This is a genomic window from Yersinia sp. SCPM-O-B-9106 (C-191) (assembly GCF_026183365.1).
In the GTDB taxonomy this organism is placed as follows: domain Bacteria; phylum Pseudomonadota; class Gammaproteobacteria; order Enterobacterales; family Enterobacteriaceae; genus Yersinia; species Yersinia rochesterensis.
In genome coordinates this window covers 2,618,098-2,643,243 of sequence record NZ_CP110791.1, presented here as the reverse complement: position 1 = coordinate 2,643,243, position 25,146 = coordinate 2,618,098, and the positions used below count along the sequence as shown (strand labels likewise).

Here is a 25,146-nt window from a genome sequence, read left to right as displayed (position 1 = left end):
TATTATACACAGATTTGGAGGAATCGATGGGAAGATATGACCTAATTCAATATGTTAAATTAAGGTATAGCTGCAGCATATAGGAAGGTATCTCCAGATCGCTCACCTTTAATCGCCCAGCGGGGAATCAAGGGTGAGCGTTGGATAATGAAATTAATCGCGTTTCAGTGTTGCTAACGATCTTTTTAGTGCTTCAGTCGTCACTGATTTTTCCTGTTCAGGAAGATTATCGACAGAAAATTGTGAAAGTTCATTGACCAATACGCTGCGGTCTTTGCCGGTGATCGCGCTATCTAAAGCACCGCTAAGGCGGCTAATCAGGGCAAGTAAGGTGCTGAACTCGGTGACTGGCGTAGTATCAGATGTGGGATTATTCTCAATAGATTCTTGCTTACTCATCACAATTCCTCTTTTTGTTGTCACTGCAAGTGAAACAAACCCTGATAAGGAATCAACAGGATAATTGCTCTGAAAGCAGAGCGCACAGTGAGGCATTTGCCATCCCGCATCTACATGATGGTCTCACAGTGTAGCGGTTTTATGACCAAAACGGTATGCAGTTAGGTAGATCGCTTAGCAATAACTTTATTACTTTGCACAATACTTTGGTTGCGTCGTTTGCTGCTGCGACTTGCCAGAAAACAAGAATTTTAGCAAAGGAATACGGCGATGAACCTCATATAAAATAAATGAAATCAAACACACAAAGAGCATTCCGAGTAAAAAGCCCACGCCATTGTTGTCAATTTTGGGAGTGACAAAGGCACCATAAATCAAGGTCAATGGATGATGCACCAGATAAATGAAAAGAGAGGCATTAACCAGGTAGGTGATGCGTGTAGAAGGATAATTGAACAACTGGTGCCCCAGAGAGTAGACCACGTTGGTCATCGTCACGCCCATTAACGCTTTAATCATAAGATCCAGCTCGAAGGCAAAAAACTCAGCAGTATTAAAGTGTTGGTTTAAATAGTAAGCACCAAATAACAGGAGTGAAGCAGCTAGTGCACCCGGCGAAAAGGTGAGAAAAACCTGCTTGAGTGGGGGATAGATAAAGCTGTAAGCGCCCAGAAGAAAGAAAGGCAGATAAAACACGGTTTCCATCACAACGAAATTGAAGACACTATTAAAGAGTATTTCAGGATTTAGGATAAATATTATTCTCCGTATTACTGAATAAATGAACACGAATAAAAACAATGATAGTGAGATTTTTCCTATGTTATTCATTCTCTTTATCAAGGTCGGAACTGAGTGCTGTTTATTCTTTATCTTCTGGAACAGATAAAAACAAAGTGTGGTCAATAAGGCGAGTGTTAACAAAAACCATAAGTGAGAAACAACTTCCCAAATAGCAATATTTATTTTTTGATAAATTGTAAATAAATTCCAATCTTGTAATTTACTGGTGTAATTTTTAAGTAAGAAAAACTGAGGCAAAGTAATGAGCGGGATAGCAGTAATTAACGGAATAACAACACGTTCCAGCCGGACTTGCAGCCAGCGGTGGCGCTCATAACGCTGATATAGCATGAACGAAAAATAACCGGAAATAACAAAAAACACTTGCATGCGGAAAGCATGGATAAAGTCATTTAATAGGGTAAATGCCAATGAAGAATGGCTGCTATTCACTGCCCAATGATGGCTGGAGTATATAAGTGAAAGATGAAAAGGAATGCCGAGTAACATCAAATAGGCGCGGATGGCGTCTAAAAAGTACTCCCGTTGGTGAGTGTTTTTTTTCATACTTATTCGCTGTTTGTTATCGGAATTAGAATAACGTATCTGATTTTGCCCAGAATATTTTTTATGGTAATTACTCATTGGTAACTATATGCGTTATCAATGGATCAGTACGGCAAGAAACACTACTATAAGGGTTAATGATTTTCCATAGCGTATTTTAGTCTAGCTTGCTAGGCTGGTGGCTTAGCCACTGGTTTAAACACTGGGCTGGCGGTGTAAGTTTGGGCATAACATTAGCCGGGACTTATCAACGGCACCTGCTGGATAAACCGTCAATTATTTGGCTGTTATGATTTAGGGGGAGATGTGGGAGTTAATATTTTGTCGAACGTCAATAGAATGTCAAAAGGGTCACGCGCAAACAGCGTCAGATGGCTGGGGGTGGCTCTCTTGCTGTCATTATTCACTTCTCAGGCCATGGCTTTCTCATTAGATGATGTGGCTAAGCAGGCACAGGCTCTGGCGGGTAAACGTTTTGAAACGCCGAAAAGTAATCTGCCATCGCAATTTCGCGAAATGAAATTTGCCGATTATCAGCAAATTCAGTTTAACCATGATAAATCGTATTGGAACAAACTGGATACGCCATTTAAGTTAGAGTTTTATCATCAAGGTATGTATTTCGATACACCGGTGCAAATTAATGAAGTGACGGCCACCAGTGTGAAGCCTATCAATTATAGCCCGGACTACTTTAACTTTGGCTCGGTCAAGCATGACCCCGAGTCAGTGAAGGATTTGGGTTTTGCCGGTTTCAAAGTGCTTTATCCTATTAACAAAGCGGATAAAAAAGACGAAATCATCAGCATGCTTGGTGCCAGCTATTTTCGTGTGATTGGTAAAGGCCAGGTTTATGGTCTTTCTGCGCGCGGGCTGGCGATTGATACTGCCTTGGCTTCTGGCGAGGAGTTCCCGCGTTTTCGTGAGTTCTGGATTGAACGTCCAAAACCTAATGATAAGCACCTGGTTATTTTTGCTTTGCTAGATTCCCCTCGCGCCACCGGGGCTTATCGTTTTGTGGTTTATCCGGGCCGCGATACCACCATTGATGTGCAAGCTAAAGTTTTCCTGCGCGATAAAGTAGAGAAACTGGGGATTGCACCATTAACCAGTATGTTCTTGTTTGGCCCAAGTCAGCCATCTGCGGTGTTGAACTATCGCCCGGCCTTACATGATTCCAATGGTCTTTCTATTCATGCTGGTAATGGTGAATGGATCTGGCGACCGCTGAACAATCCAAAGCATTTGTCAGTCAGCACTTATATTGTTGAAAATCCAAAAGGATTCGGTTTGCTGCAACGCGGCCGTGAATTCTCGCAGTATGAGGATTTAGACGATCGCTATGATTTGCGTCCGAGCGCTTGGGTTGAACCCCGTGGCGATTGGGGCAAAGGTAAAGTGGAGCTGGTGGAAATTCCAACCGCGGATGAAACTAACGATAACATCGTGGCTTTCTGGACACCGGATGTTTTACCGGATGCCAAGAATTCGCTCGATCTGAATTACCGCCTGCATTTCACCCGTGATGAAGACAAATTGCATTCACCGGATGTGGCTTATGTGAAACAAACTCTGCGCTCAACCGGGGATGTAAAACAGTCGAATCTGATCCGTGAGCCAGACGGCAGTGTGGCTTTCTTGGTTGATTTTGTCGGCCCGGTACTGAAATCACTGGATGAAAATGCGCCACTGGCTTCGCAGGTCAGTATTGATGACAACGGTGAATTGATCGAAAACAGTGTTCGCTACAATCCAGTGACCAAAGGCTGGCGTTTGACACTGCGGTTAAAAGTTAAGGATGCCAAAAAACCAATAGAAATGCGCGCTGCGCTGGTTAATGGCGACAAAACCCTGACGGAAACCTGGAGCTATCAGCTACCTGCCAATGAATAAGTTAAATCAATCTCCTGTACAGGATTATATTGCGGATTTGCCCCTGACTGCACAGCAGCAAGGGGCGTTGCGCGATGCTTTGCCTGAGGATGTGCTGCTCGGCAGCACACCTGATGCGATACCACGGGTACATCAGCAATTAGCTGCCAGTACATCAGAAAAGGTGGTTTTCAGTGAGCAAGACAGTGCATTGGCTTCGGTCAATGCCCGCTTGCAAGCGGCATGGCCGGATGCTTTGGCCGATAAGAAATTACTGGCTGATAAAAAATTACTGGCGCAAGACGACGAGGGGCGCACGGTTATTCATGCTACGCCGCCCATCAAGCGCACCAGTATGGCTCCGCAGGCCTGGCGTACTAATCCGGTCGGGCGTTTTTGGGATTCGCTACTGGGCCGCAGCCCGGTGTCACGCGCCCAAACACATGAACAGGCACTTGCCGAGAAAAAATGGCGCAGCGTGGGGTCTCTGCGCCGCTATATATTGCTGATACTGATTGTGTTGCAAACCACCATTGCGACCAGCTATATGAAGACCATTTTACCTTATCAGGGCTGGGCATTACTCGATCCATTCGAAATTTGGCAGCAGAACTGGCAGGTTTCAGTGATGCAATTGCTGCCTTATTTACTGCAAACCGGCATTCTTATTCTGTTCGCCATTCTGTTCTGTTGGGTCTCCGCCGGTTTCTGGACCGCGCTGATGGGGTTCTTGCAATTATTGATTGGTAAAGACAAATACAGCATTTCCTCCACCATCAAAGGGGATGAGGCGCTAAATCCAGCACATCGGACAGCGCTGATTATGCCCATTTGTAATGAGGACGTGGAGCGCGTATTTGCCGGTTTGCGGGCCACTTATGAGTCGGTGGCCGCAACCGGGCAACTGGATCACTTTGATATTTATGTGCTGAGTGACAGTTATGACCCCGATATCTGTGTGGCGGAGCAAAAAGCTTGGTTGGAATTGTGCCGCGATGTGGATGGGCACGGGCGTATTTTCTATCGCCGCCGTCGGCGTCGGGTGAAACGCAAAAGTGGCAATATTGATGACTTTTGCCGCCGTTGGGGCAGTCAGTATAGCTATATGGTGATATTGGATGCCGACAGCGTGATGAGCGGCGGCTGTTTGACGGGCTTGGTGCGGCTGATGGAAGCCAATCCGAATGCCGGGATAATTCAGTCCGCGCCGAAAGCCTCCGGCATGGACACCTTGTATGCCCGAATTCAGCAATTTGCTACCCGCGTTTACGGCCCGTTGTTCACTGCCGGGTTACATTACTGGCAACTGGGCGAATCCCATTATTGGGGCCATAACGCCATCATCAGGGTGAAGCCGTTTATTGAGCATTGTGCTTTGGCACCTTTGCCGGGCGAAGGCTCATTCGCGGGCGCTATCTTGTCCCATGACTTTGTGGAAGCGGCATTAATGCGCCGTGCTGGATGGGGCGTGTGGATTGCGTATGATCTACCGGGCAGCTATGAAGAATTGCCCCCCAATTTGCTGGATGAGTTAAAACGAGACCGCCGCTGGTGCCACGGTAACTTAATGAATTTTAGGTTATTTTTGGTTAAAGGTATGCATCCGGTTCACCGTGCAGTGTTCCTCACCGGTGTGATGTCTTATTTGTCGGCCCCGCTGTGGTTTATGTTCCTGGTGCTATGCACGGCTTTGCAGGCGGTGCATACCCTGATGGAACCGCAGTATTTCTTGCAACCGCGCCAGCTGTTCCCGGTATGGCCTCAGTGGCGGCCGGAATTGGCCATCGGTTTGTTCTCCACCACCTTGGTCTTGCTGTTCTTGCCTAAGCTACTCAGCATCATTTTGATCTGGGCTAAGGGGGCGAAAGAGTACGGCGGAGCACTCCGTCTGTTGCTGTCGATGCTGGCGGAAATGCTGTTCTCAGTATTACTGGCACCGGTGCGGATGCTGTTCCACACCGTGTTTGTGGTCAGTGCTTTCCTCGGCTGGTCGGTGCAGTGGAATTCACCGCAGCGCGATGATGACGCCACGCCATGGAGTGAAGCTATGGTCCGCCACGGGCCACAACTGTTGCTAGGTGTGGTTTGGGCGAGTGGTGTGGCCTGGTTGGATCTGCGTTTCTTATGGTGGTTATCGCCCATCGTCTTCTCGCTGATCCTGTCGCCGGTGGTCTCTGTATTCTCCAGCCGCCGTACCTTGGGGCTGGCCAGTAAACGGGCGAAATTATTCCTGATCCCAGAGGAATATAATCCGCCACGGGAATTGGTTGCCACGGAAGAGTATCTGAAACTTAATCATCAGCGGGCGCTCAGTCATGGCTTCTTCCATGCGGTAATGAACCCGTCGTATAACGCGTTAGTCAGTGCCATGGCAACGGCTCGCCATCACACTCGCGCGATTATCGAGCAATATCGTCGTGAGCGGGTGGAGCAAGCTCTAGAGGCTGGGCCGGAGAAATTGGCTAAATTACAGCGCTTGGAACTGCTCAGTGACCCGGTCATGATTTCGCGTTTGCACCAGCAAGTCTGGCAGCAGCCGGAACAGTACAAAATCTGGAACGGTTATTATCGCCAACTGGCGCATAATATGAAGGCGTTTCCCGCCGCGAAATAGCGGTGAAGTAAAATAAAAAACGGGCATATAAATTGCCCGTTTTTTGTGTATATAAAAGCTTGCTATGAAGATTAAAAATCGATGGAACCCCATGTTTAAACTGACCCGCCGCTGGCTTCCGCGAACTCGCATTCTCATGCTCGGGGCCGTTATTCTGCTGTTATCGGGCTGCGGCAGTATTATCAGCCGCACCGTACCGGGGCAGGGGCATGGACACCAATATTACCCCGGAGTGCAATGGGATATGCGCGAGGGGCCATGGAAATACATCACGGTGATTGATGTTCCTTTATCAATGATTGTTGATACTTTTATGCTGCCAATTGACGCCCAGCACGGCCCCTATGAGTAATGCTATGCTGTGGTCGTAAAAACTAACAATTGATAATGTTGTTGCTGGCAAGTGAACTCACAGATCGGCGTCATATTTAACCCTTTTACATGGGCCGCCAGTGAGTGCTGGTTATCATGGTTAACAAAAGCGGCACCGACATCAAAGTCTTTGCAGGTATGGGCTTTAACGGCGGTAAATAACTGACTTAGCACGCCTTTTCCCCGCCAACGGCTATCAATACACACCGGCCCATAAAGAAATACCCGCAATTCTTTCAATGGTTTACCTTGAAATTGGTGCTGACTTATCGCCTCCAGCATGGCATCGACCACCGGTGGGCGAGGTTTCTGATGTGTGCGAGCCAGGCAGACAAATGCCACCACCTGATCATCATCAATAGCCACCAGAATTCCCAGATCTTGATTGATAGCATCCAGCTGTTTTTCGTCCATCTGCGACACAATAAAACCCTGTTTGCGCTGTTCCGTGCTTAAATTTGCTGGGGTATTTTGTGATTGCAACTGTAATATGGCGGGGTAATCAGCAGGTCGCGCAGGTCTTATTTTCATTTTTAGTCTCAGCATTCAAATGTGCTATCAAAGGAGAGCTAGATGTCATCCAAATCCATTGGTTTGCCTGCTACCGGTTTGACGAAAGAAGCGGCCATATTGCCACAAACTTCGGTAATGCGAGTGGCCAGAGCTACGGATAATCTCAAATTAATCAGCGAGATGTACTGTAACGGCTTAGGGTTCACTCTGTTGGGCAGTTTTGCGGATCATCAAGGATTTGACGGTGCTATTCTGGGTCACCCACATCATGCTTATCATATAGAGTTTACTCATCATCGTGGCACTCGGGTAGGTTTTGCGCCCACGCAGGATAACTTATTAGTTTTTTATCTGCCGGATGAAGCGCAATGGGCAGGGCAGTGCCAGCAAATGTTGTCTGCCGGTTTTCGCGCGGTGGCGTCTTATAACCCTTATTGGGATATCAGTGGTAAAACTTTCGAAGATACAGATGGTTATCGGGTGGTTTTACAGCAACGTGCATGGGAACTGTAAGCTTATTTTGAACATAAAAAACCCGCCATTAAGGCGGGTTGGTGTAGCTTAACTTATCACTGTTAGGCAGTTTGCTGGCCCTGAGTATTGTTCATCAGGCGACGAATTGGCACGATAAGCAATATTAATACCGCCGCACAGATAACCAGCGCAATTGAGCAGCGCGCAAACAAGGTTGGCAGCATATCAAGCTGGTCAGCTTTAACATGCCCACCAATCAAGCCCGCAGCCAGATTACCCAGTGAACTGGCGCAGAACCACAGCCCCATCACCTGACCCCGCATTCTGTCTGGAGCCAGTAAGGTCATGGTCGCCAGCCCGATAGGGCTAAGACACAATTCGCCCAAGGTCAGTAGCAAAATACTCATCACTAACCACCAGGGTGAAACGCCCGCGCCGCCACTGCTGAGGACATGCTGTGCGGCATACATCATCACGGCGAAACCGGCCGCCGCGCATAAAATACCAATCACGAATTTAGTGATGCTGCTCGGCTGAATCTTTTTCTTCGCCAGTGCTGGCCACGCCCAACTAAATACTGGCGCTAACAGGATGATAAACAGTGCATTTATTGACTGGAACCAGACGGTCGGGATCTCAAAACCCATCACCATACGGTCAGTATAATCATTGGCAAACAGGTTAAATGAGGTTGGTTTTTGTTCAAAAGCAGACCAGAAGAATGCCGCTGATACCAACAGAATAAAGCACACCAACAAACGGGCGCGATCTTTACGGCTCATTTTGGCAAAAGCGAACAGATAGACAAAATAGAGTGTCACGGAGGCGGCAATGACATACACCAGCAAGCTGGCAATTAGCACCGGATTAATCGGGATAACGCCCTGTGAAATAAGAGCAATAATGGCCACCACCACCAGCATAATGGCTGCAACCCATTTACCCACACCCTGGCGTTGATTGGTCGGTTTATTCCAACTTGAGTCCAGCCCCACTTCTGCGTCATAGCGCTTCATCGCCGGTATGGCAAAGCCACGGAAGATAAGCAACGCCACCAGCATACCAATCCCGCCAATACCAAAGCCCCAATGCCAGCCATGAGTTCGCAACAACCAGCCGGAAAGCAGCGGTGCAATAAACGACCCCATATTGATACCCATATAGAACAGTGAGAAACCACCGTCACGGCGGGCATCACCGGGCTTATAGAGGGTGCCGACCATCACCGAAATACAGGTTTTGAACAAGCCGGTGCCGAGCACAATAAATGCTAAGCCGATAAAAAACAGGTCATTGCCGAAGAAAGCAGATAAAGCAATCGACAGATGGCCCAAGGCAATCAGAATCGAGCCATACCACACCGCGCGTTGTTGGCCCAGCCAGTTATCCGCCAGCCAACCGCCGGGCAGTGCCGCCAAATACATACTCCCGGCAAAAATCCCGACGATAGCCGAAGCTTGCTCACGGGGTAGACCCATACCGCCATCAAAAACGGTGGCCGCCATAAACAGAATTAAGAGAGGGCGAATACCGTAGAATGAGAAACGCTCCCACATTTCGGAAAGAAATAGTCCACTGAGCGGATAAGGGTGCCCAAAAAATGTACGACCGCCAGGGGTGTTAACAGAGGTTTGCATAAAGTCTTCCCATAGAATCGCTTTAAAATGAGCGAATAAACCCGTCATACTTCAAACTGCATGTGCGTTGGCTGCTTTCGCTCACCCCGGTCACTTACTTATGTAAGCTCCCAGGAATTTACTCAGTTGCCGCCTTCCTGCAATTCGAATTATTTAGGGTGTAATTATCATCGAGTGTCAGCTCTTTGGCGCTGTGACCAATTGTCGGAGTTAACACGCGTTACAGTAGAATTTAACGCAATAATAACGTCATTTTTTAATTTCCACTGGGGGTTATATCGTATTTTTAGATAAAAAGTCGACATTCATCGCAATTATCAATCAGTTTAAACCGAATCTTATGGTTTTTTTTACTGTTTTTATCCGCATTTTGCGGGTTTTTATGCTGAAAAAATACACAAATCTAGATTGCTTTATCCTGACTTTTCGTCGCCTCAGCGGTGTTATCTTGAGTTAGCTATCTTGCTGTTGTTGAACTTCGCGCTGTGCTTTTAAGGGCTGGCGTTGCAAACACCAGTAAGAATACAGGGCGTTAAATAGCACGACCACGGCGGTGACGCAGAATACTGCGCGGAAACCATAGCTGGCGGATACCGCCGCACCCAGGAGTGGGCCGCTAACATTCCCCACATCACGGAATGATTGGTTATAGCTGAAAATTCTACCCGCAACCTGATTGGTACAGTTATAAATCAGCAAAGTCTGCACTGCGGGTAACAGTGCGCCATCTGTCGCCCCCAATAAAAAACGCAAAATACCCAGTTGTAATGGGGTTTGTACAAAGGCCATCGGGATTAAAATCAGAATGGATAATGCCAGCATGGCGATCAAAATGCGTTCTGGCCCGATTTTATCCCCCAACTTGCCTAAGCGCGGCGCACTTATCAGCGCAGCGACACCCGGCACCGAAGCAATCATGCCACTGACAAAAGCCAAATTATGGATATCTCCGGCCAGCTCGCGCACATACAGGGTCAAAATGGGCGCAATCGAGCCGGTCGCAACTTGGATAATCATGGTGGTGACAAACAAACTCAGGATTAACTTAGGGTTTTTCAGTGAGTTAAATACCTGTCGGCCATTCAGCATATCTTTCTTCAGCACTGGCGCAAACTGCTCGCGGACATAAAACCAGGTCATGGCAAAACAGGCGAATAGCACTCCGGCAGTGATAAAAAACACCGGCCGCAAACCATAATTATCCGCCAATAATCCACCAATCAATGGGCCGATTAATGCACCACTGACCCCGCCGGTTGAGAGTGTGCCCAATGCCCAGCCACTTTTGTTGCGCGGCACCTGTGTGGCAATCAGCGCGTTGGCATTAGGAATAAAGCCGCCCAACAGCCCCAGCAGGGCGCGTAGGGCCAAGAATTGCCAAATATTTTGCGCCATGCCCATCAGCACCATCACAATCCCCATGCCGAGAGCGGATCGCAGTAGCATGATTTTCCGGCCTTTTCGGTCGGCAAGGCTGCCCCAGAAAGGCGCGGCAATGGCGGAAAACAGGAAAGTAATGCTGAACACCAAACCCGACCACATGTTCAATGACTGGTGGCCGCTCACACCCAACTGTTCCACATACAGTGGCAGGAATGGCATGATCAAACTGAATGCCGCGCCGGTTAGAAAACAGCCTAACCAGGTGACAAATAAGTTTCTTTTCCAGTTAACAGGTTGTGGTGCTGAGGTCATAAATTACCGATTAAACAAGGGATTTCTTCTTAACAAACTGAGCGCTTTGCGTCTCTTTATTCGTCGATAGGGGCGTTTGAAGGGGCAACAAAGCACAAGAATAAAACAGTTAGCTTGGTAAGTATGCGCCTATAGCACATTGACATCAATGAGATGAATGTTAGTTTTTATTAAAATGAAAAGAGGGTTTGAAATTCGGGGATATGCTTATTCGATTAGGTTATAACTGAATGGATAGAGCTTTGACCGTTTTTTATAACTCATTGCCGCGAAATAAAAAAGCCACTACGCGATGGGCGCAGCAGCTCATTTATCAGCACAGATTATTATCAGCGATAAGCTTCATTTTTGGTGACGGAATAACGGCCACTACCCAACAGCATGATAGCCACGCCGCCGAAGAAGTACATGGCTTCGTTTTCCAAACCCCATGCGCCCACTTGGGTCAGAGTAAAGAACTTACCGGTGCCGACCATCAATACCGCGACCAATAGGTTAACGGCGTAAATGAAAGCCGCAGGGCGAGTAAATAAGCCCAAAATAATCAGGATCGGGGTGATAATCTCGCCAATGTAAACGCCATAGGCAACAAAGCCAGGGATGCCCTGCGCCTGTAAAGAGGCGGCTATCCAACTGGTGCCGTGCTGAATTTTTGCCACGCCATGAAATAACATCAAAACACCGAATGTCAGGCGTAATAACAATTTACCGCCGTTCGGATGATCTGTTAACCGCGTGAACCACAGATTAAGAGTTGCGAGCATATATATCCTTATCAAGAAAAAGATATTCCCGTCATACTTCAAGCTACATGTGTGTTGGCTACGTTCACTCACCCCAGTCACTTACCTGTGTAAGTTCTTGGGGACTCGCTCAATTGCCGCCTTCCTGCAACTCGAATTAATTAGGGCGTCACCAGAAGATAACCAAGGGAAATTAATTCAGTATCGTCAGACCACAACTATATTTCTATCGGATAATACTGACAGATTGTATCAAAAAAACTGATATAAACTAATTCTCATTATCATCTGTTATATTATTTTGCTCTAAGCTAATTCCGTTTAGCTAAGCTAGTCATACAGCGAAGGTGCGCCCTCGGGGCGGGTTTTAAAACGCCGGTGCAGCCACATGTATTGATCCGTGGCGCGCATAATCTCTTTTTCGATCACTTTATTCATAAAGGCCGCGGCTTCGACTTCATTATCCAGCGGGAAATTATCCACCGCGGGCTGTAAAATCAGTTGATAACCTTTGCCACCTGGTAACCGACGTGGTGTGAAAGGAATGATTGTGGGTTTACCCATACGCACCAGAAGATAAGTCCCGGTGGTGGTGGCGGCTTGGCTGACGGCAAACAAGGGCACGAACACACTGCTGCGTGGGCCATAGTCATGGTCGGGCGCATACCAGATAATTTCACCTTGCTTGAGGCTGCGAACCATCCCTTTGAGGTCTCTGCGATCAAGCATGGCTTTATTTGACCGCATCCGGCCCCAGGTCTGCATCCAATCCATGGCTTTATTATCATGTGGACGATAAACGCCAATTCCCGGATTGTAGATACCAAAAATACGCGCGCCCAGTTCTAGCGTCAGAAAATGCAAGCCAATCAACAAAACCCCTTTGCCCTCATCACGAGCCTGTTGGATATGCTCCAGTCCGCTGACACTGCACCAGCGCTTAATTCGCCAGTCTGGCCAAAACCACGCCATGCCGGTTTCAAATAACCCCATGCCGACGGATTCAAAATTCTTAACCAGCAGCTCATCCCGCTCGTTTTTCGGCATGTCAGGGAAGCACAGCTCCAGATTGCGCCGCGTTATTCGCTTACGTCGTGCAAGAAAACGCATAGAAAAACGGCCAAGGGAGGTGCCCATGGAATAGATGACCGGATAGGGTAGCAGTACCAGTAGGTAGAGAATACCGAGGCCGAGCCAAGTCAGCCAATAACGGGGGTGCAGTAGTGAGCGATTAAAAGACGGAACTTGCATATCTGTTCTCAGCATTATTGTCATTCGTTCGGACATATTGATGGTGCACATTGAGTTAATCAGAAAACCTCAATAAGCCCAGTCCCAACCTACTTATCTGTCGTTTTAAGGTAGCCTATTGTGGCATTTTTAGGAGACTACAGGAAAAAAGAGCGCACCAAAAAGCCATTTTCATGCTTTTTTGTCGAAAACTTCATCAAATAAATCATTTGGTTGATGATTATGTAAGCGGGGCGATTGCCCCGATGGGCGCTCCGACGGCTTACGCACTTGTATTTGAAACTAACAGGGACCCATCCGGCACATTTCCCCGCAAATTAACTTGGTCAGTAGTCCAATCCCTGTCTGTCGAAGAGGGATTTTTATTTCTGCGGTATGATATTTCCAGTGTATAAATGGATATTATTCATTCTTATCGGAGAGCCGTCGATGACAGTTGCAAGACTCAGTGCGGGTTTATTGGTCGTCGGTGGCATATTGGGTTATCTCGGCGCTGATTGGCAGAGCAAACCGTTACTGATTGCTGCCGGAATTGCCTTGCTCGCGGGTGTTATTTTTTCTGCTTTGACTGAGCGTGATAGCCGCTAAAGATGTGCCGTGGCGAGGTTTCAGGTATTATATGCGCCGCACGGGATAGCCGGTGCCGAAATATCAGTTCTATTGCGCGATGATTTAGCGTGGTTAGCCGTCTAATGATTAACCTAACCCATTGAGCAATAATTAAATATTCATCAGTAACCTCTCTGAAAGACAGGAACGTACACCATGCCAGTGTTACATAACCGAATTTCTAATGAGGAACTTAAAGCGCGCATGTTGGCTGAAACCGAACCGCGCACCACAGTTTCTTTTTATAAATATTTCATGCTGGAAGATGCAAAAACCTTCCGTGATAACCTCTATAGCCAATTTGTTAAACTCGGGGTATTTGGCCGGGTTTATGTGGCAAAAGAGGGGATTAATGCCCAGATTAGCGTGCCTGCAAATCGTTATGATGAGTTTCAAGTCGCGCTGTTTGCCGCTCATCCCGCGCTGAACCAAGTGCGGTTGAATGTTGCGCATGAAGATGACGGCAAGTCATTTTGGGTGCTACGCATGAAAGTTCGTGAGCGCATTGTGGCTGACGGTATCGACGATGACAGTTTCGACCCCAGTAATGTTGGGCATTATTTGAAGGCCGATCAGGTCAATCAGATGATTGATGACCCCGATACTTTGTTTGTCGATATGCGCAATCATTATGAATACGAAGTCGGTCATTTCGAAAACGCGATAGAAGTTCCGTCGGATACTTTCCGAGAACAACTGCCGATGGCGGTTGATATGCTGCAACATAATAAAGATAAGAATATTGTGATGTATTGCACCGGTGGGATTCGTTGCGAGAAAGCCAGCGCTTATATGCTGCATAATGGCTTTAAAAATGTTTATCACGTCGAAGGCGGGATTATCGAATATGCCCGTAAAGCAAAAGAACAGGGATTGCCGCTTAAGTTTATTGGTAAAAACTTTGTTTTCGATGAGCGGATGGGCGAGCGGATATCTGAAGATATTATCGCACATTGCCATCAGTGCGGCACCCCAAGTGATACGCATACTAATTGCAAGAATGATGGTTGCCACTTACTGTTTATTCAATGCCCCGTTTGTGCCGCAAAATTTGAAGGTTGCTGTAGCCAGATTTGCCAGGAAGAGCTGAAGCTTCCACAGGAAGAACAACGCTCTCGCCGGGCCGGGCGAGAGAATGGTATTAAGATTTTTAATAAATCTAAAGGTTTGCTACAAACAACCATGCATATTCCTATGCCGGAAAAGGGCACAGATAAGTAATATCCAGTGCTATTAAAATAAGGCGTTGTCGGTTATTTTATCCGCTAGCGTCTTTTTTTTGCCATTTGAGCCGTGGCGGTTCCAATACAAGGATTAATAATGACAAAACCTGTGGTAGGTGGCCAAGGGTTGCGGTTAGTTGCGATGCTGGCAATGTTGGTGGTGATTATGGCCGGGATCAAAGCGGCATCGCCCATTGTAGTTCCCTTTTTACTGGCGATATTTCTCGCTATTGTTTTAAACCCTTTGGTGAAATTACTCGAAAAAATAAAGATCCCCCGGACATTGGCTATCATCTTATTGGTAACCATTATTGTTTTACTGATGGCATTACTGTTTAGCCGCTTAGGTTCTTCATTAAATGAATTTGCCCGCTCACTACCGCAATATCGCGGGATGATGCTGGAAAAAATGCGTGACCTGCAAGAGTTCGCCATGCGCTTTAATATCGAGTTTTCGGTGGATGACATTATGAAACATGTCGATCCCAGCATGGCCATGAACTTTGTTACCCGCCTGCTCAGCCACCTTTCCGGTGCTATGGCTAGCACGTTCTTGCTGTTAATGACGGTCGTTTTCATGTTATTTGAAGTCGAGCGCCTTCCCTATAAAATGCAATTAATGTTTGATAACCCAGAACAAGGGAATGCGATTTTGCGGCGTGCGCTGAATGGCGTGACGCATTATCTGGTGATTAAGACTATTATTAGTATTGCGACGGGGATTGTCATTTGGCTATTTTTGGCCGCGATGGGGGTTAGGTTTGCTTTCCTGTGGGGGTTACTGGCCTTTGTTCTCAATTATATTCCCAACATCGGGTCTGTATTGGCCGCTATTCCACCCATTATTCAGGCCTTACTCTTTAACGGTTTTGCTGACGCCTTTGCTGTAACCGGCGGTTATATTCTCATTAATCTGATTGGTGGCAATATCATCGATCCGCGCATGATGGGCCGTGGCTTAGGGTTATCAACATTGGTGGTGTTCTTATCATTAATTTTCTGGGGATGGTTATTGGGGCCGATAGGTATGTTACTGTCAGTTCCATTAACCATTATTGCCAAAATCGCGCTGGAATTAACACCTGCCGGTTATAAGTTTGCAGTGTTACTGAGTGATGGTAAGCCGGCTAAGATTGAATCGGATACGCCCATATTGTAACTTAACATCTGAGGGCCGCAGGTGATTTGATGCCTGTTGGCCCCGTTAAAAAAGGAGAGGCGAGTTAATAGAAAAAGAAGTAAATATCCAGCGCCAACAATATTAACCACAAACAGATATAGAGTATTAAATGCTCTCGTACATTATCGATAACCATTGAGATGAATTTACTTAACATACTGACTGCCTGAGGTTAAAGTTATAGCCCATTGTAGGTGATTTTAATTGGGTAAACAATCAGTTAGGGGGTAAACCTTTATCTAAGAGAATAATAAATTAAATAACTTATTTTCAGGCGTGTGTAAAAATTGAAGGAAATAGAAATTAGTTTATATAAAAAGGCATTTAATAGAATGTAACCGATATTTTTAACAGTAAGCTATGTCGCATTGTTTTCTCGGCTACATTATTCATAATATAAATATATATGTGTATTATTTGGCTATATCTAGAGTGCTATTGGCTGATGCTGTCTCTAAATACAGGCCAAAGTCTAGTATAAATATTTAAATACATTATAGATAAAGCACAGTTCCAAGCGGTTTCTGACTTTTATTTTTTCAGTAATATGGCGCTTATGTGAGTAAACTGTACTGTCACTGATATTTAATTTTCTGGCTATCCGGTAATTGGGCATTTCTGTCATCCAATAGCACATAACTTTATGTTCTTGTGGGCTGAACAGTGATGCATGACATGGCAGCACTGGTTTATCGTTATCATTTGAAACACTTGATAAGCTTTGTAATAATTCGGGCAAATGCTTTTTAGCCAAGATTGAAACAGAATCCGTTAGAGGGATAGGCGTTTCGCTAAAGGGATATGATGCATCCAGATAAATATAAACTCTTGCCTGACCACAGCAGTTGATGAATTGTGCTAATAATGGGCAGTGTCCACCGAATCGACAGTATTGCGTAAGATTAACAATTATTATTTCAGGATTAAAATTATCAATGGCTAATGTTGCTTGCTCAACGGTAGAAACATCCATTAAATTAAGAGATGCGGAACTATTTAAATAAGTATTTACCCCTGAGCGGGTATAAAAACACTCGTCAATAATTAATATTTTCATGTGACATACATCCTTGTCTAACTGCAACCATACCTGACTGCATACTAGGATAAGGTAATCCTCTGACGACCAAGGCGTCAATTCGGCATTTACGATGTTTTTTTGCGGGTTTTATGAATTGATGGCTATTAATTACCAGGCTAATGTGGTTTTGATGCTAACGATTAGATATGAATTAATTGCCAATGACTTGTTTAAGCCTCAATAGTCATTGGCAATAATTTAGTGAGTCAATTGCGGATATGAGTGCTATGAATCCGTGAATCGAGCCAAAGAAAAGGCAGTAATATCAATAGGTGATGGTTTATCTTGTGCAAACAGTGCAGCGACCTCGCCCAGCGCTGTGGCAAATTTAAACCCATGGCCACTTAACCCTGTCACGACCATAATATTGGGGTTATCCGGCAAAGTATCGATGATGAAATCTTCATCAGGGCTCATATCATAGCTGCATGCAGCACCATGTAAACAAACGCCCACGCCGGGTAAGAAATTACGCAAAAAGCCAAATACTTCTGTTCCGTCTTCAGCATAACTGCCAAAGGGTTTGCGCTGTGTCGCTGATTCTATGGGCTGCCCACCATTATGTTTACCGAGTTTCAATTCATCATTTTGTGAAGGGAATCCGTAATAATGAATATTGTCCGGTGTTTCCACCGTGAATGCTGGGAAATGATTCCCTTCACTGTATCGGCCATCGGCATGGTGCCAGGAAAAGACTTTGCGTATTGCGGTTACCGGCAATTGCGGTAGCAACTCCTTCACCCAAGTTCCAGCAGTCACAACCACTTTTTTAGCGCTGTAGGTACCATCGATGGTCACGACATCCACGCCTTCATCCAGAGGCTCAATCGCGGTCACCGGGCAGTTAAATAGAATGCCACAACCGGCTTCAGTGACGGTTTTTATCAGTGTTTTTATCGCCAACTCTGAGCGGAGGAAACCGGAATGCGGTTCGAACACGCCGATATAATTATCCGGGACAGTAAATACCGGCCATTTCTCACGAATTTGCGCAGCATTTAGGATCTCAACCGGCAAATTAAATTGTTGAGCACTGTATTGTGAGTTTTTTAGAAAGACCGAATCCTCTGGCCCCAGATTAAGCACACCACAGGCCTGGAACAATTTTTCCCCGGTCTGGGCTGAAAGCTGATCCCAAAGTTCTTGAGCACGTAATACTAATGGGACATATTTCTCGCCTTCACCATATGCATGGCGAATGATTCTGGTATCACCATGGTGGCTACCTGCTTGGTGAGGGGGCATTGCGCTATCAATCATCAGCACATTTAGACCGGCTTGCGAGGCATAGTAACCTGCGGCTGAACCGACCGAGCCACTACCAATGACAATCAAATCATAATCCATATTTTTCACCCTGCTGAATACCACCGCGAACCCTATTTAACGCCCGATCTTATTTAATATTGTTTGATTTGTAACGCAGTTTTATCCTGAAAATGACCAGAGCGATTTAAATTAAAGGCAGTAAGTTGTCATAAAAATTAAAACGATAGTAATAACATGAGAGCCAAGAGAGCAAAAGGGATGTTCACCATATTATAGTGGGAGCGGTTAATAAAAAGGCACCGAGTGATATTCACTGGTGCCTTTTTACGAGCTTTGAGAAATTAATTGCTGGTGATAATTAATGCTTACGGTGATCCAAATCTTGGTAATCTGATGATTCAATTTTAGCAATGCCTGCTTCTAATATATTTATTAATTGTCGCGCAACATCAGTCGTCAGCCAGAGTGTTCTATCAACTAGCGCATCTTCTGGCGGTTGATCCATGGAAGACAGGTAATGAAGGCGTATCATCATCGCGTCATATACATCTACAGTGCTGATATCCCAACCTACGAGCGGGTGAGTCTGGATAACTTCATCATTTCTGTCCATAAAGACCCCTTATATAGTAGTTACTGAACGGTAGTGACTAATGAGGATCAATGCGGCCCAATACTGAGTGAGCTTTTTCAGTATACGCAACCGTTGATGAATTTGGCGATTATCTACAGATATTTACAAATTATTTATTTTCTGATGATTAATGAATCGAAAGTTAAAAATAAAAAATGTGAAACGGAAAGGGCCAATATTCATTGATATAAAAAAGCCGAGGAGCGACTCCCCGGCAAAAAACTGCATTTATCTACAACATATCGCCGTCATTGACAGCCTATTGCAGTGGGTTAATCCGCGTCGAACCAGTCGTCCGCGCTTTCCCATATTTCTTGTAATATTTCAGATATGAGGTCTTTATCCGTTTTGGCTCCACCTAAAACAGAAAGATTATTCGCACTGGCATAACGTACTTGTACGGCAGTGGTCGTATCTGGGAATTTAGTCTTCAGTCGTTTACTCAATTCATTGGTGAGTGCTTCGATAGCACCTGCGGGTAACTGGTTTTTTTTATCAATACAGACTTCAACACGCATACTTGGCCCTCCGAATATTTATACTGTTTATTTATACAGTATAAATATTCAGGCCGCAACTGACTAAGAAAAAAATTTTCAGCTGCAGAGAAAAGTGCGCTCTACAGCTGGTGTTATCAGGCTTTAACTGACCAATTGAGGGTCTGACCGGCAAGGAAAGGAATGATAGATTCGTTTCCTAATGTGATGTCCTCTGGTTGCTGGAAAGGTTTCCGAACCAACTCAACAAAATCTTCGTTAACTGGCAAACCATAAAAACGCGGGCCATTCAAAGAGCAGAAAGCTTCCAAATGTTCCAATGCATTCATTTCTTCAAACACAGTGGCATAAGCCGAAAGCGCCGATGGGGCATTGAAAACACCGGCACAGCCGCAAGATGATTCTTTTCGATGTTTGGCATGAGGAGCAGAGTCAGTGCCAAGGAAGAAACGGTCTGAGCCACTGGCCACAGCTTGCCGCAAGGCATCTTGATGAGTGCTCCGCTTCAGAATTGGCAAACAGAACAGGTGAGGGCGAATCCCACCCACCAACATGTGATTGCGGTTGAACATCAAATGTTGAGGAGTGATGGTCGCACCAAGGAAACGATTGCCTGCCAGCACATAGTCGGCCGCATCTTTGGTAGTGATGTGCTCAAAGACAATTTTCAATTCTGGGAATTTACGGCGTACCGGTTCCAGAATCGTTTCAATAAAACGCGCTTCACGATCAAAAATATCCACCGCGGCATCGGTGACTTCACCGTGGATCAACAGCGGCATGCCAATCTTCTGCATTTGTTCAAATAGCGGATAAATCGCTGGAATATCAGAGACACCATGCGTTGAGTTAGTGGTGGCATTGGCCGGATATAACTTGGCCGCGGTAAATACACCGTTTTCAAAACCTTGGGTCAGTTCATTGACATCCAGGGTATTAGTCAGGTAGCACGTCATCAGTGGGGTGAATGTATGACCTGCAGGTATTGCCGCCAAAATACGTTCCCGATAAGCAATAGCACTGGCAACAGTGGTAATCGGTGGGGTCAAATTTGGCATGACGATGGCTCGGGCAAACACCTCGGAAGTGTAGGGCAGCACGGTGCTGAGCATTTCGTCATCACGTAAGTGAATATGCCAGTCATCCGGGCGGCGAATTTTCAGGGTTTGAGGTTGTGCAGTCATTTAACGGGCTCCGCAGTCATGAAATATATACCGTCATACTTCAAGCTGCATGTGTGTTGGCTGCGTTCAATCACCCGAATCACTGACTCATGTAAGCTCATCGGGACTCTCTCGCTTGCCGCCTTCTCGCAACTCGAATTATTTAGGATATGGGTTTTTGTGCTGTTTCCGGCGGGGTATAAGGATAAGCGGAAAGCGCTTAGGATGCATCTGATTGTTACGGTTAAGTTGAAAACAATATTTTTTGGTTAGTTGGAAATTTTGGTCAGTTGAAAATAATATAAAAAGGGGCTCTTATAGGGAGGCGCCAAGTCACATTGTCCTGCAGGACGAGTGATTGATTTATCGGCAAGTAGGCTAATTAAATATCAGATGGGAGAATAATCATGGAAGTCCGTGTCATTGCCAGTTTAGTGGCGAAACCTGAGTTTGTTGCTGAAGTTAAAGCGGCGGTTCATCAGGTTATCGACCCTAGCCGTGAGGAAAAGGGGAATCTGCAATATGATCTCCATACCGAAAGCGGCCAAGAAGGTTCTTTTGTATTTTTCGAGCGCTGGGCGTCTGATGATGCATTGGAAAAACATAACAAAACTGAACATTTTAAAGAATTTGTTAAAGCGCTAGAGGGCAAGCTGGAAAGCCTTGAGATCAAGAAAGTGAAGCAGATCGCTTGAATTTATCGGCGAAATAAAAAACCCGCCAGATGGCGGGTTTTGCAATATTAGGACTGAATGATATTGCTATTATTCGACCGATTGTGGTTTTGTTGCCGGTGCCGTGGCCTGAGTAACAGCAGCATGGCCACCCGCAGGACCTTTTCCTGCGAAATCAAAGGCTGGGCGCTCCCATTGGCCTTGAGTTGGTGATGCTGGGACGTAATCAGGCGCAGGTGCTTTAGTCATCGGTGCTGAAGCATAGTGCTTAAATAGCACACCTTCAGGATGAGCGACAACCGGCTGTGGTGCTGCCACGGCAACAGGCGCTACAACGGCCTCTTCTGTCACATTGACCTCTTCAACTGCAGCCTCTTCAGTTACAGTTTCCGCAGCAATCGCTTCTGGCTCGGTTATTTCTTCAACCACAGCTTCTTCAACCACAGTTTCCACAACAACAGTTTCTACAACAACCGCTTCTGGCTCGATTGTTTTTTCAACTGCTGTTTCTGTTGCAGCCACTTCTTCAACCACTGGCTCAGTTGCCGTGATAGTTTCAGCTTCTGTTGCTATTTCAGTAACCTGAACAGGTTCTTCAATCGCGCGGCTTTCAACAGTGGCTTCTACTGTTGCTGGCTCAATAACTGCTGTTTCTGCAATTGTCGTTTCTACAATTTTTGTTTCCACGACCACAGGTGCACGGCCAGGTACGGCAGCGGCGGATGAGGATGACCCCCCCGGCTTATGTTGTGGCGTCGGTACGGCAATTTCAGCTACGGCAGTGGCAACAACTGGAGCAGTAATCACTGGAGCAACAATCACTGGAGCAACAACAACTGGTGCGGCAGCAATAGCGATTGACGTTTCTACAGCTGCAACTTCTTGCACGCGTTCTACTGGCAATTGCTCTTCAACCGGGTTTTCCACAAAGGCTTGTTCAACCTGCTGGGCAACCGGATAACGCACCCACACTTTACCCGACGCCATTTCTGGTGAGGCGAAAGCACCTGCCAGCGGCATAGCAGATTGTGTTGGATAGCGCTCATCACGGTAGCGACGACGGCGTTGACCGCTGACACGCAGGTGGCGAGGCGAGCGGCGAGAGCGACGTGGCATGCCATTTTCATTGTTGGCATTGCGGTCGTTCGTTGCATCATCATCGGCCTGAGGGCTGGTCTGTGTCAGTAATTTCACTTCTTCGTGCACTACTGGTGCAGCAACCTGAGCAACCGGGGCGGTGATCGGCGTTTCCAGAACATTCAGCTCATCATTCGCGGATTGAATACGGACTTTCTGATTCAATTGGCGGCGTTGACGGCGCTGCATCACCTGTTGGCGTTCTTCTTGCTCAGGTTGTACTTCTTCTACAGCCGCAGTAATGACATCAATGTCATCAACTTTAGCTTTAACGTCCTGTGGTGCCTGGCGTTTGTCATCCTGACGGCGACGCTGGCGATCACCGCGGCGCTGTGGCTGCTCTTCACGCGGTGCTTTATCCGCTTCTACAACTTCAGTTTGCGCTAATGGCGCAGTTGTCTGTTGTGTTGGGCGTTTATTGCGGCGTTGATCTTCACGGCCCTCGCGATTGCTATTATCGCGGTTAGCATTGTCACGGCCATTATTATCACGGCTTGAGTTATCACGGCTTGAGTTATCACGGTTTGAGTTATCGCGACCTTCACGTGGTGTGCGGTCACCGCGATCTCTACGGTTATTATTCTGGCGACGAGGATTACGGCGATCATTGCGACGATTTTCGCTGTTTTCCGTTTTTTCAACTTCGACCGGTTTAATTTCTTCTTCTGATGTGCCGAATATACCTTTCAGGCCACTGAGCAGACGGCTGAAGAAACCAGGTTGTTCAACCGCCGCAGCAGTTTTTTGTGGTGCAACAGTTGGCTCAACCGGCGTAGCTGTAGGGGCTGATTCTGGCGGCACTTCAGTTGGCAGAGAGAAAGTCGCCAACGCCGGTTGTTCCGGACGTTTACGCTCAATAGTCGCTTCTTCCAGCGGTTGCGCCATTTCTGCTTCATGCAGTTGTGGCAACAAATAGCTGAGAGTCGGGACTTCTTCGCCTTTGCGTACGCGAAGCACCGAGTAATGCGGCGTTTGCATTTGATCGTTTGGCACGATCACTGCACGTACACCGCCCTGGCGTTTTTCGATAGCATTGACGGATTCACGTTTTTCGTTCAACAGATACGACGCAATTTGTACCGGTACAATCGCGTGAACTTCATGAGTGTTTTCTTTCAGCGCTTCTTCTTCAATCAAACGCAGAATAGAAAGTGACAGGGATTCATTGTCACGTACAGTACCGGTACCGCTACAGCGTGGGCACACATGGTGGCTTGACTCACCCAGTGACGGGCTGAGGCGCTGACGGGACATTTCCAGTAAACCAAAGCGGGAGATGCGGCCAATCTGGATACGCGCACGATCCTGACGGACGGCATCGCGCAAACGGTTTTCCACTTCACGCTGGTGGCGTACCGGTGTCATATCGATAAAGTCGATGACAATCAGGCCACCTAAGTCGCGTAGACGTAATTGGCGAGCAATCTCATCGGCAGCTTCAAGGTTGGTATTGAATGCGGTTTCTTCGATATCACCACCACGCGTTGCTCGCGCGGAGTTGATATCAATCGCAGTCAGCGCTTCGGTAGTGTCAATAACAATCGAACCACCGGAAGGCAGACGCACTTCGCGTTGGAAGGCAGATTCAATCTGTGACTCAATTTGGTAGTGACTGAATAATGGAATCTCACCACTATACAATTTAATTTTGCTGCTGAAATCCGGGCGACCGAGTGCGGCGATATGCTCTTTAGCCAGTTCGAGAACTTTAGGGTTATCGATCAGGATTTCGCCGATGTCCGGGCGCAGATAATCACGGAAAGCACGGACAATCACGTTACTTTCCTGATGGATCAGGAAGGGCGCAGGGCGACCTTCAGCGGCTTTTTTAATCGCATCCCAATGCTTCAGACGGAATGATAAGTCCCATTGCAGCGCATCAGCAGATTTACCGACACCGGCGGTGCGAACAATCAGGCCCATGCCGTCAGGCAATTGCAGGGAGGATAGGGCTTCTTTCAATTCAGTGCGGTCATCACCCTCGATACGGCGAGAAATACCCCCGGCACGTGGGTTGTTTGGCATCAAAACTAAATAACTACCCGCCAGGCTGATGAAAGTCGTGAGTGCGGCACCTTTATTACCGCGTTCTTCTTTATCAACCTGAACAATAACTTCCTGGCCTTCGCGCAGCACATCTTTGATGTTTGGGCGGCCATGAGAGGAATAATTACTAGGGAAATATTCGCGAGAGATTTCTTTTAATGGGAGAAAACCATGTCGTTCAGCGCCGTAATCAACAAAAGCGGCTTCCAGACTAGGTTCGATTCGGGTGATTTTCCCTTTGTAAATATTCGCTTTTTTCTGTTCATGACCTGGGCTTTCAATATCCAAATCATACAGCCGCTGTCCATCTACAAGGGCGACACGCAACTCTTCTTGCTGAGTGGCGTTAATCAACATTCTTTTCATCTTTAACTTACTCGTTATTTTTACATTGTCATTAGAACTGCGGGCAAAATAACCTCATGGTCGGGTAAACCGATGACCCCGAGTCTTCTAGCAAAGCCGTCAACCTCACGGTTGTCGCCTGCATAGGGGCGCATTATTTCGGTAAGCCTGTGTTTCTTTCTGAAAAACAGCGCTTTTTATATAAAGGGTAGCTTCTGAATATAAGACAACAGAGCCTTACCCACTTGCCGACCAAGCTGCAACCCGCAGCCCGCTAATTGCTTGATTTCACATTACGTCTTACGCCATTGCTGCGTTTTTGCGTGATCAGGCAAAGTTTATTATTCCACAAGTCTCTTGGTCTAACG

At 46.6% G+C, this 25,146-nt stretch carries 22 protein-coding genes; 8 read left to right on the top strand and 14 right to left on the bottom strand.

Translation table 11 applies throughout. The features are described 5' to 3' along the window. Positions 1–153: 153 nt before the first annotated feature. Positions 154–399: a hypothetical protein gene (locus tag OP863_RS12250; RefSeq protein WP_186368290.1), complete on the bottom strand. Its 246-nt coding sequence runs from the start codon at positions 397–399 to the stop codon at positions 154–156. Positions 400–588: 189 nt separating this feature from the next. Beyond that, positions 589–1,749: a glucans biosynthesis protein MdoC gene (gene mdoC / locus OP863_RS12245; protein ID WP_265525347.1), complete on the bottom strand. Its 1,161-nt coding sequence runs from the start codon at positions 1,747–1,749 to the stop codon at positions 589–591. Positions 1,750–2,088: 339 nt separating this feature from the next. On the opposite strand from mdoC, the gene OP863_RS12240 reads away from it, so the two are divergent. The 3 genes from OP863_RS12240 (at position 2,089) to OP863_RS12230 (ending at position 6,587) form a co-directional block, all read left to right on the top strand. Beyond that, a complete protein-coding gene (locus OP863_RS12240) occupies positions 2,089–3,642 on the top strand; it encodes a glucan biosynthesis protein G (protein WP_145587346.1) in 1,554 nt (517 codons plus the stop codon). Next, entirely contained in the window at positions 3,635–6,235 is a 2,601-nt protein-coding gene (gene mdoH, locus OP863_RS12235; protein ID WP_265525346.1) for a glucans biosynthesis glucosyltransferase MdoH, read from the top strand. The genes OP863_RS12240 and mdoH overlap by 8 nt, the downstream gene beginning before the upstream one ends. Positions 6,236–6,371: 136 nt before the next feature. Continuing rightward, positions 6,372–6,587, top strand: a complete 216-nt coding sequence (locus OP863_RS12230; RefSeq protein WP_038639457.1) for a YceK/YidQ family lipoprotein — start codon at positions 6,372–6,374, stop codon at positions 6,585–6,587. Positions 6,588–6,589: 2 nt separating this feature from the next. Here OP863_RS12230 and OP863_RS12225 read toward each other — a convergent pair whose 3' ends face one another. Then, positions 6,590–7,138 carry a GNAT family N-acetyltransferase gene (locus tag OP863_RS12225; protein WP_265525345.1) on the bottom strand — a complete coding sequence of 183 codons (549 nt, stop codon included), beginning with the start codon at positions 7,136–7,138 and terminating at the stop codon, positions 6,590–6,592. Positions 7,139–7,180: 42 nt separating this feature from the next. Here OP863_RS12225 and OP863_RS12220 point away from each other — a divergent pair, with 42 nt between their 5' ends. After that, positions 7,181–7,633 carry a VOC family protein gene (locus tag OP863_RS12220; RefSeq protein WP_145587334.1) on the top strand — a complete coding sequence of 151 codons (453 nt, stop codon included), beginning with the start codon at positions 7,181–7,183 and terminating at the stop codon, positions 7,631–7,633. Between the two features lie 62 nt (positions 7,634–7,695). Here OP863_RS12220 and OP863_RS12215 read toward each other — a convergent pair whose 3' ends face one another. The 4 genes from OP863_RS12215 to OP863_RS12200 form a co-directional block, all read right to left on the bottom strand. After that, positions 7,696–9,231, bottom strand: a complete 1,536-nt coding sequence (locus OP863_RS12215; protein ID WP_038639462.1) for a peptide MFS transporter — start codon at positions 9,229–9,231, stop codon at positions 7,696–7,698. A gap of 453 nt (positions 9,232–9,684) precedes the next feature. Beyond that, positions 9,685–10,926: a multidrug efflux MFS transporter MdtG gene (gene mdtG, locus OP863_RS12210; protein WP_145591425.1), complete on the bottom strand. Its 1,242-nt coding sequence runs from the start codon at positions 10,924–10,926 to the stop codon at positions 9,685–9,687. 329 nt (positions 10,927–11,255) lie between these two features. Beyond that, complete coding sequence (locus OP863_RS12205; protein WP_265525344.1) at positions 11,256–11,690, bottom strand: DoxX family protein; 435 nt, start codon at positions 11,688–11,690, stop codon at positions 11,256–11,258. A 309-nt stretch (positions 11,691–11,999) separates the two neighbouring features. After that, positions 12,000–12,920, bottom strand: coding sequence for a Kdo(2)-lipid IV(A) acyltransferase (locus OP863_RS12200; RefSeq protein WP_265525343.1), 921 nt, complete (start codon positions 12,918–12,920; stop codon positions 12,000–12,002). A gap of 429 nt (positions 12,921–13,349) precedes the next feature. Between OP863_RS12200 and OP863_RS12195 the strand changes: the two genes are divergently transcribed. The 3 genes from OP863_RS12195 to OP863_RS12185 all read left to right on the top strand — a co-directional run bounded on the left by OP863_RS12195 (position 13,350) and on the right by OP863_RS12185 (position 15,911). Then, complete coding sequence (locus OP863_RS12195) at positions 13,350–13,508, top strand: hypothetical protein (protein WP_038632229.1); 159 nt, start codon at positions 13,350–13,352, stop codon at positions 13,506–13,508. A gap of 177 nt (positions 13,509–13,685) precedes the next feature. Then, a complete protein-coding gene (locus OP863_RS12190; protein ID WP_265525342.1) occupies positions 13,686–14,750 on the top strand; it encodes a rhodanese-related sulfurtransferase in 1,065 nt (354 codons plus the stop codon). 99 nt (positions 14,751–14,849) lie between these two features. Beyond that, positions 14,850–15,911 (top strand): AI-2E family transporter, encoded by a 1,062-nt coding sequence (locus OP863_RS12185; RefSeq protein ID WP_038632234.1) that lies wholly within the window; start codon positions 14,850–14,852, stop codon positions 15,909–15,911. A gap of 64 nt (positions 15,912–15,975) precedes the next feature. On the opposite strand, the gene OP863_RS12180 is transcribed toward OP863_RS12185, so the two are convergent. The 6 genes from OP863_RS12180 to pyrC all read right to left on the bottom strand — a co-directional run bounded on the left by OP863_RS12180 (position 15,976) and on the right by pyrC (position 20,597). Next, positions 15,976–16,068, bottom strand: coding sequence for a DUF2770 family protein (locus OP863_RS12180; protein ID WP_235895404.1), 93 nt, complete (start codon positions 16,066–16,068; stop codon positions 15,976–15,978). Positions 16,069–16,404: 336 nt separating this feature from the next. After that, entirely contained in the window at positions 16,405–16,989 is a 585-nt protein-coding gene (locus OP863_RS12175) for a response regulator transcription factor (protein WP_145591428.1), read from the bottom strand. A gap of 249 nt (positions 16,990–17,238) precedes the next feature. Next, positions 17,239–18,360 carry an N-methyl-L-tryptophan oxidase gene (gene solA / locus OP863_RS12170; RefSeq protein ID WP_265525341.1) on the bottom strand — a complete coding sequence of 374 codons (1,122 nt, stop codon included), beginning with the start codon at positions 18,358–18,360 and terminating at the stop codon, positions 17,239–17,241. A gap of 280 nt (positions 18,361–18,640) precedes the next feature. Continuing rightward, positions 18,641–18,895 carry a biofilm formation regulator BssS gene (bssS, locus tag OP863_RS12165; protein WP_032819502.1) on the bottom strand — a complete coding sequence of 85 codons (255 nt, stop codon included), beginning with the start codon at positions 18,893–18,895 and terminating at the stop codon, positions 18,641–18,643. Between the two features lie 293 nt (positions 18,896–19,188). After that, positions 19,189–19,434, bottom strand: a complete 246-nt coding sequence (dinI, locus tag OP863_RS12160; RefSeq protein WP_038632241.1) for a DNA damage-inducible protein I — start codon at positions 19,432–19,434, stop codon at positions 19,189–19,191. Between the two features lie 116 nt (positions 19,435–19,550). Next, entirely contained in the window at positions 19,551–20,597 is a 1,047-nt protein-coding gene (pyrC, locus tag OP863_RS12155) for a dihydroorotase (RefSeq protein WP_145589041.1), read from the bottom strand. A gap of 386 nt (positions 20,598–20,983) precedes the next feature. Between pyrC and OP863_RS12150 the strand changes: the two genes are divergently transcribed. Then, positions 20,984–21,271, top strand: a complete 288-nt coding sequence (locus OP863_RS12150; RefSeq protein ID WP_038632247.1) for a putative quinol monooxygenase — start codon at positions 20,984–20,986, stop codon at positions 21,269–21,271. 69 nt (positions 21,272–21,340) lie between these two features. On the opposite strand, the gene rne is transcribed toward OP863_RS12150, so the two are convergent. Then, on the bottom strand, positions 21,341–24,799 hold the full coding sequence (rne, locus tag OP863_RS12145) for a ribonuclease E (RefSeq protein ID WP_265525340.1): 3,459 nt from the start codon (positions 24,797–24,799) through the stop codon (positions 21,341–21,343). Positions 24,800–25,146 lie beyond the last annotated feature (347 nt).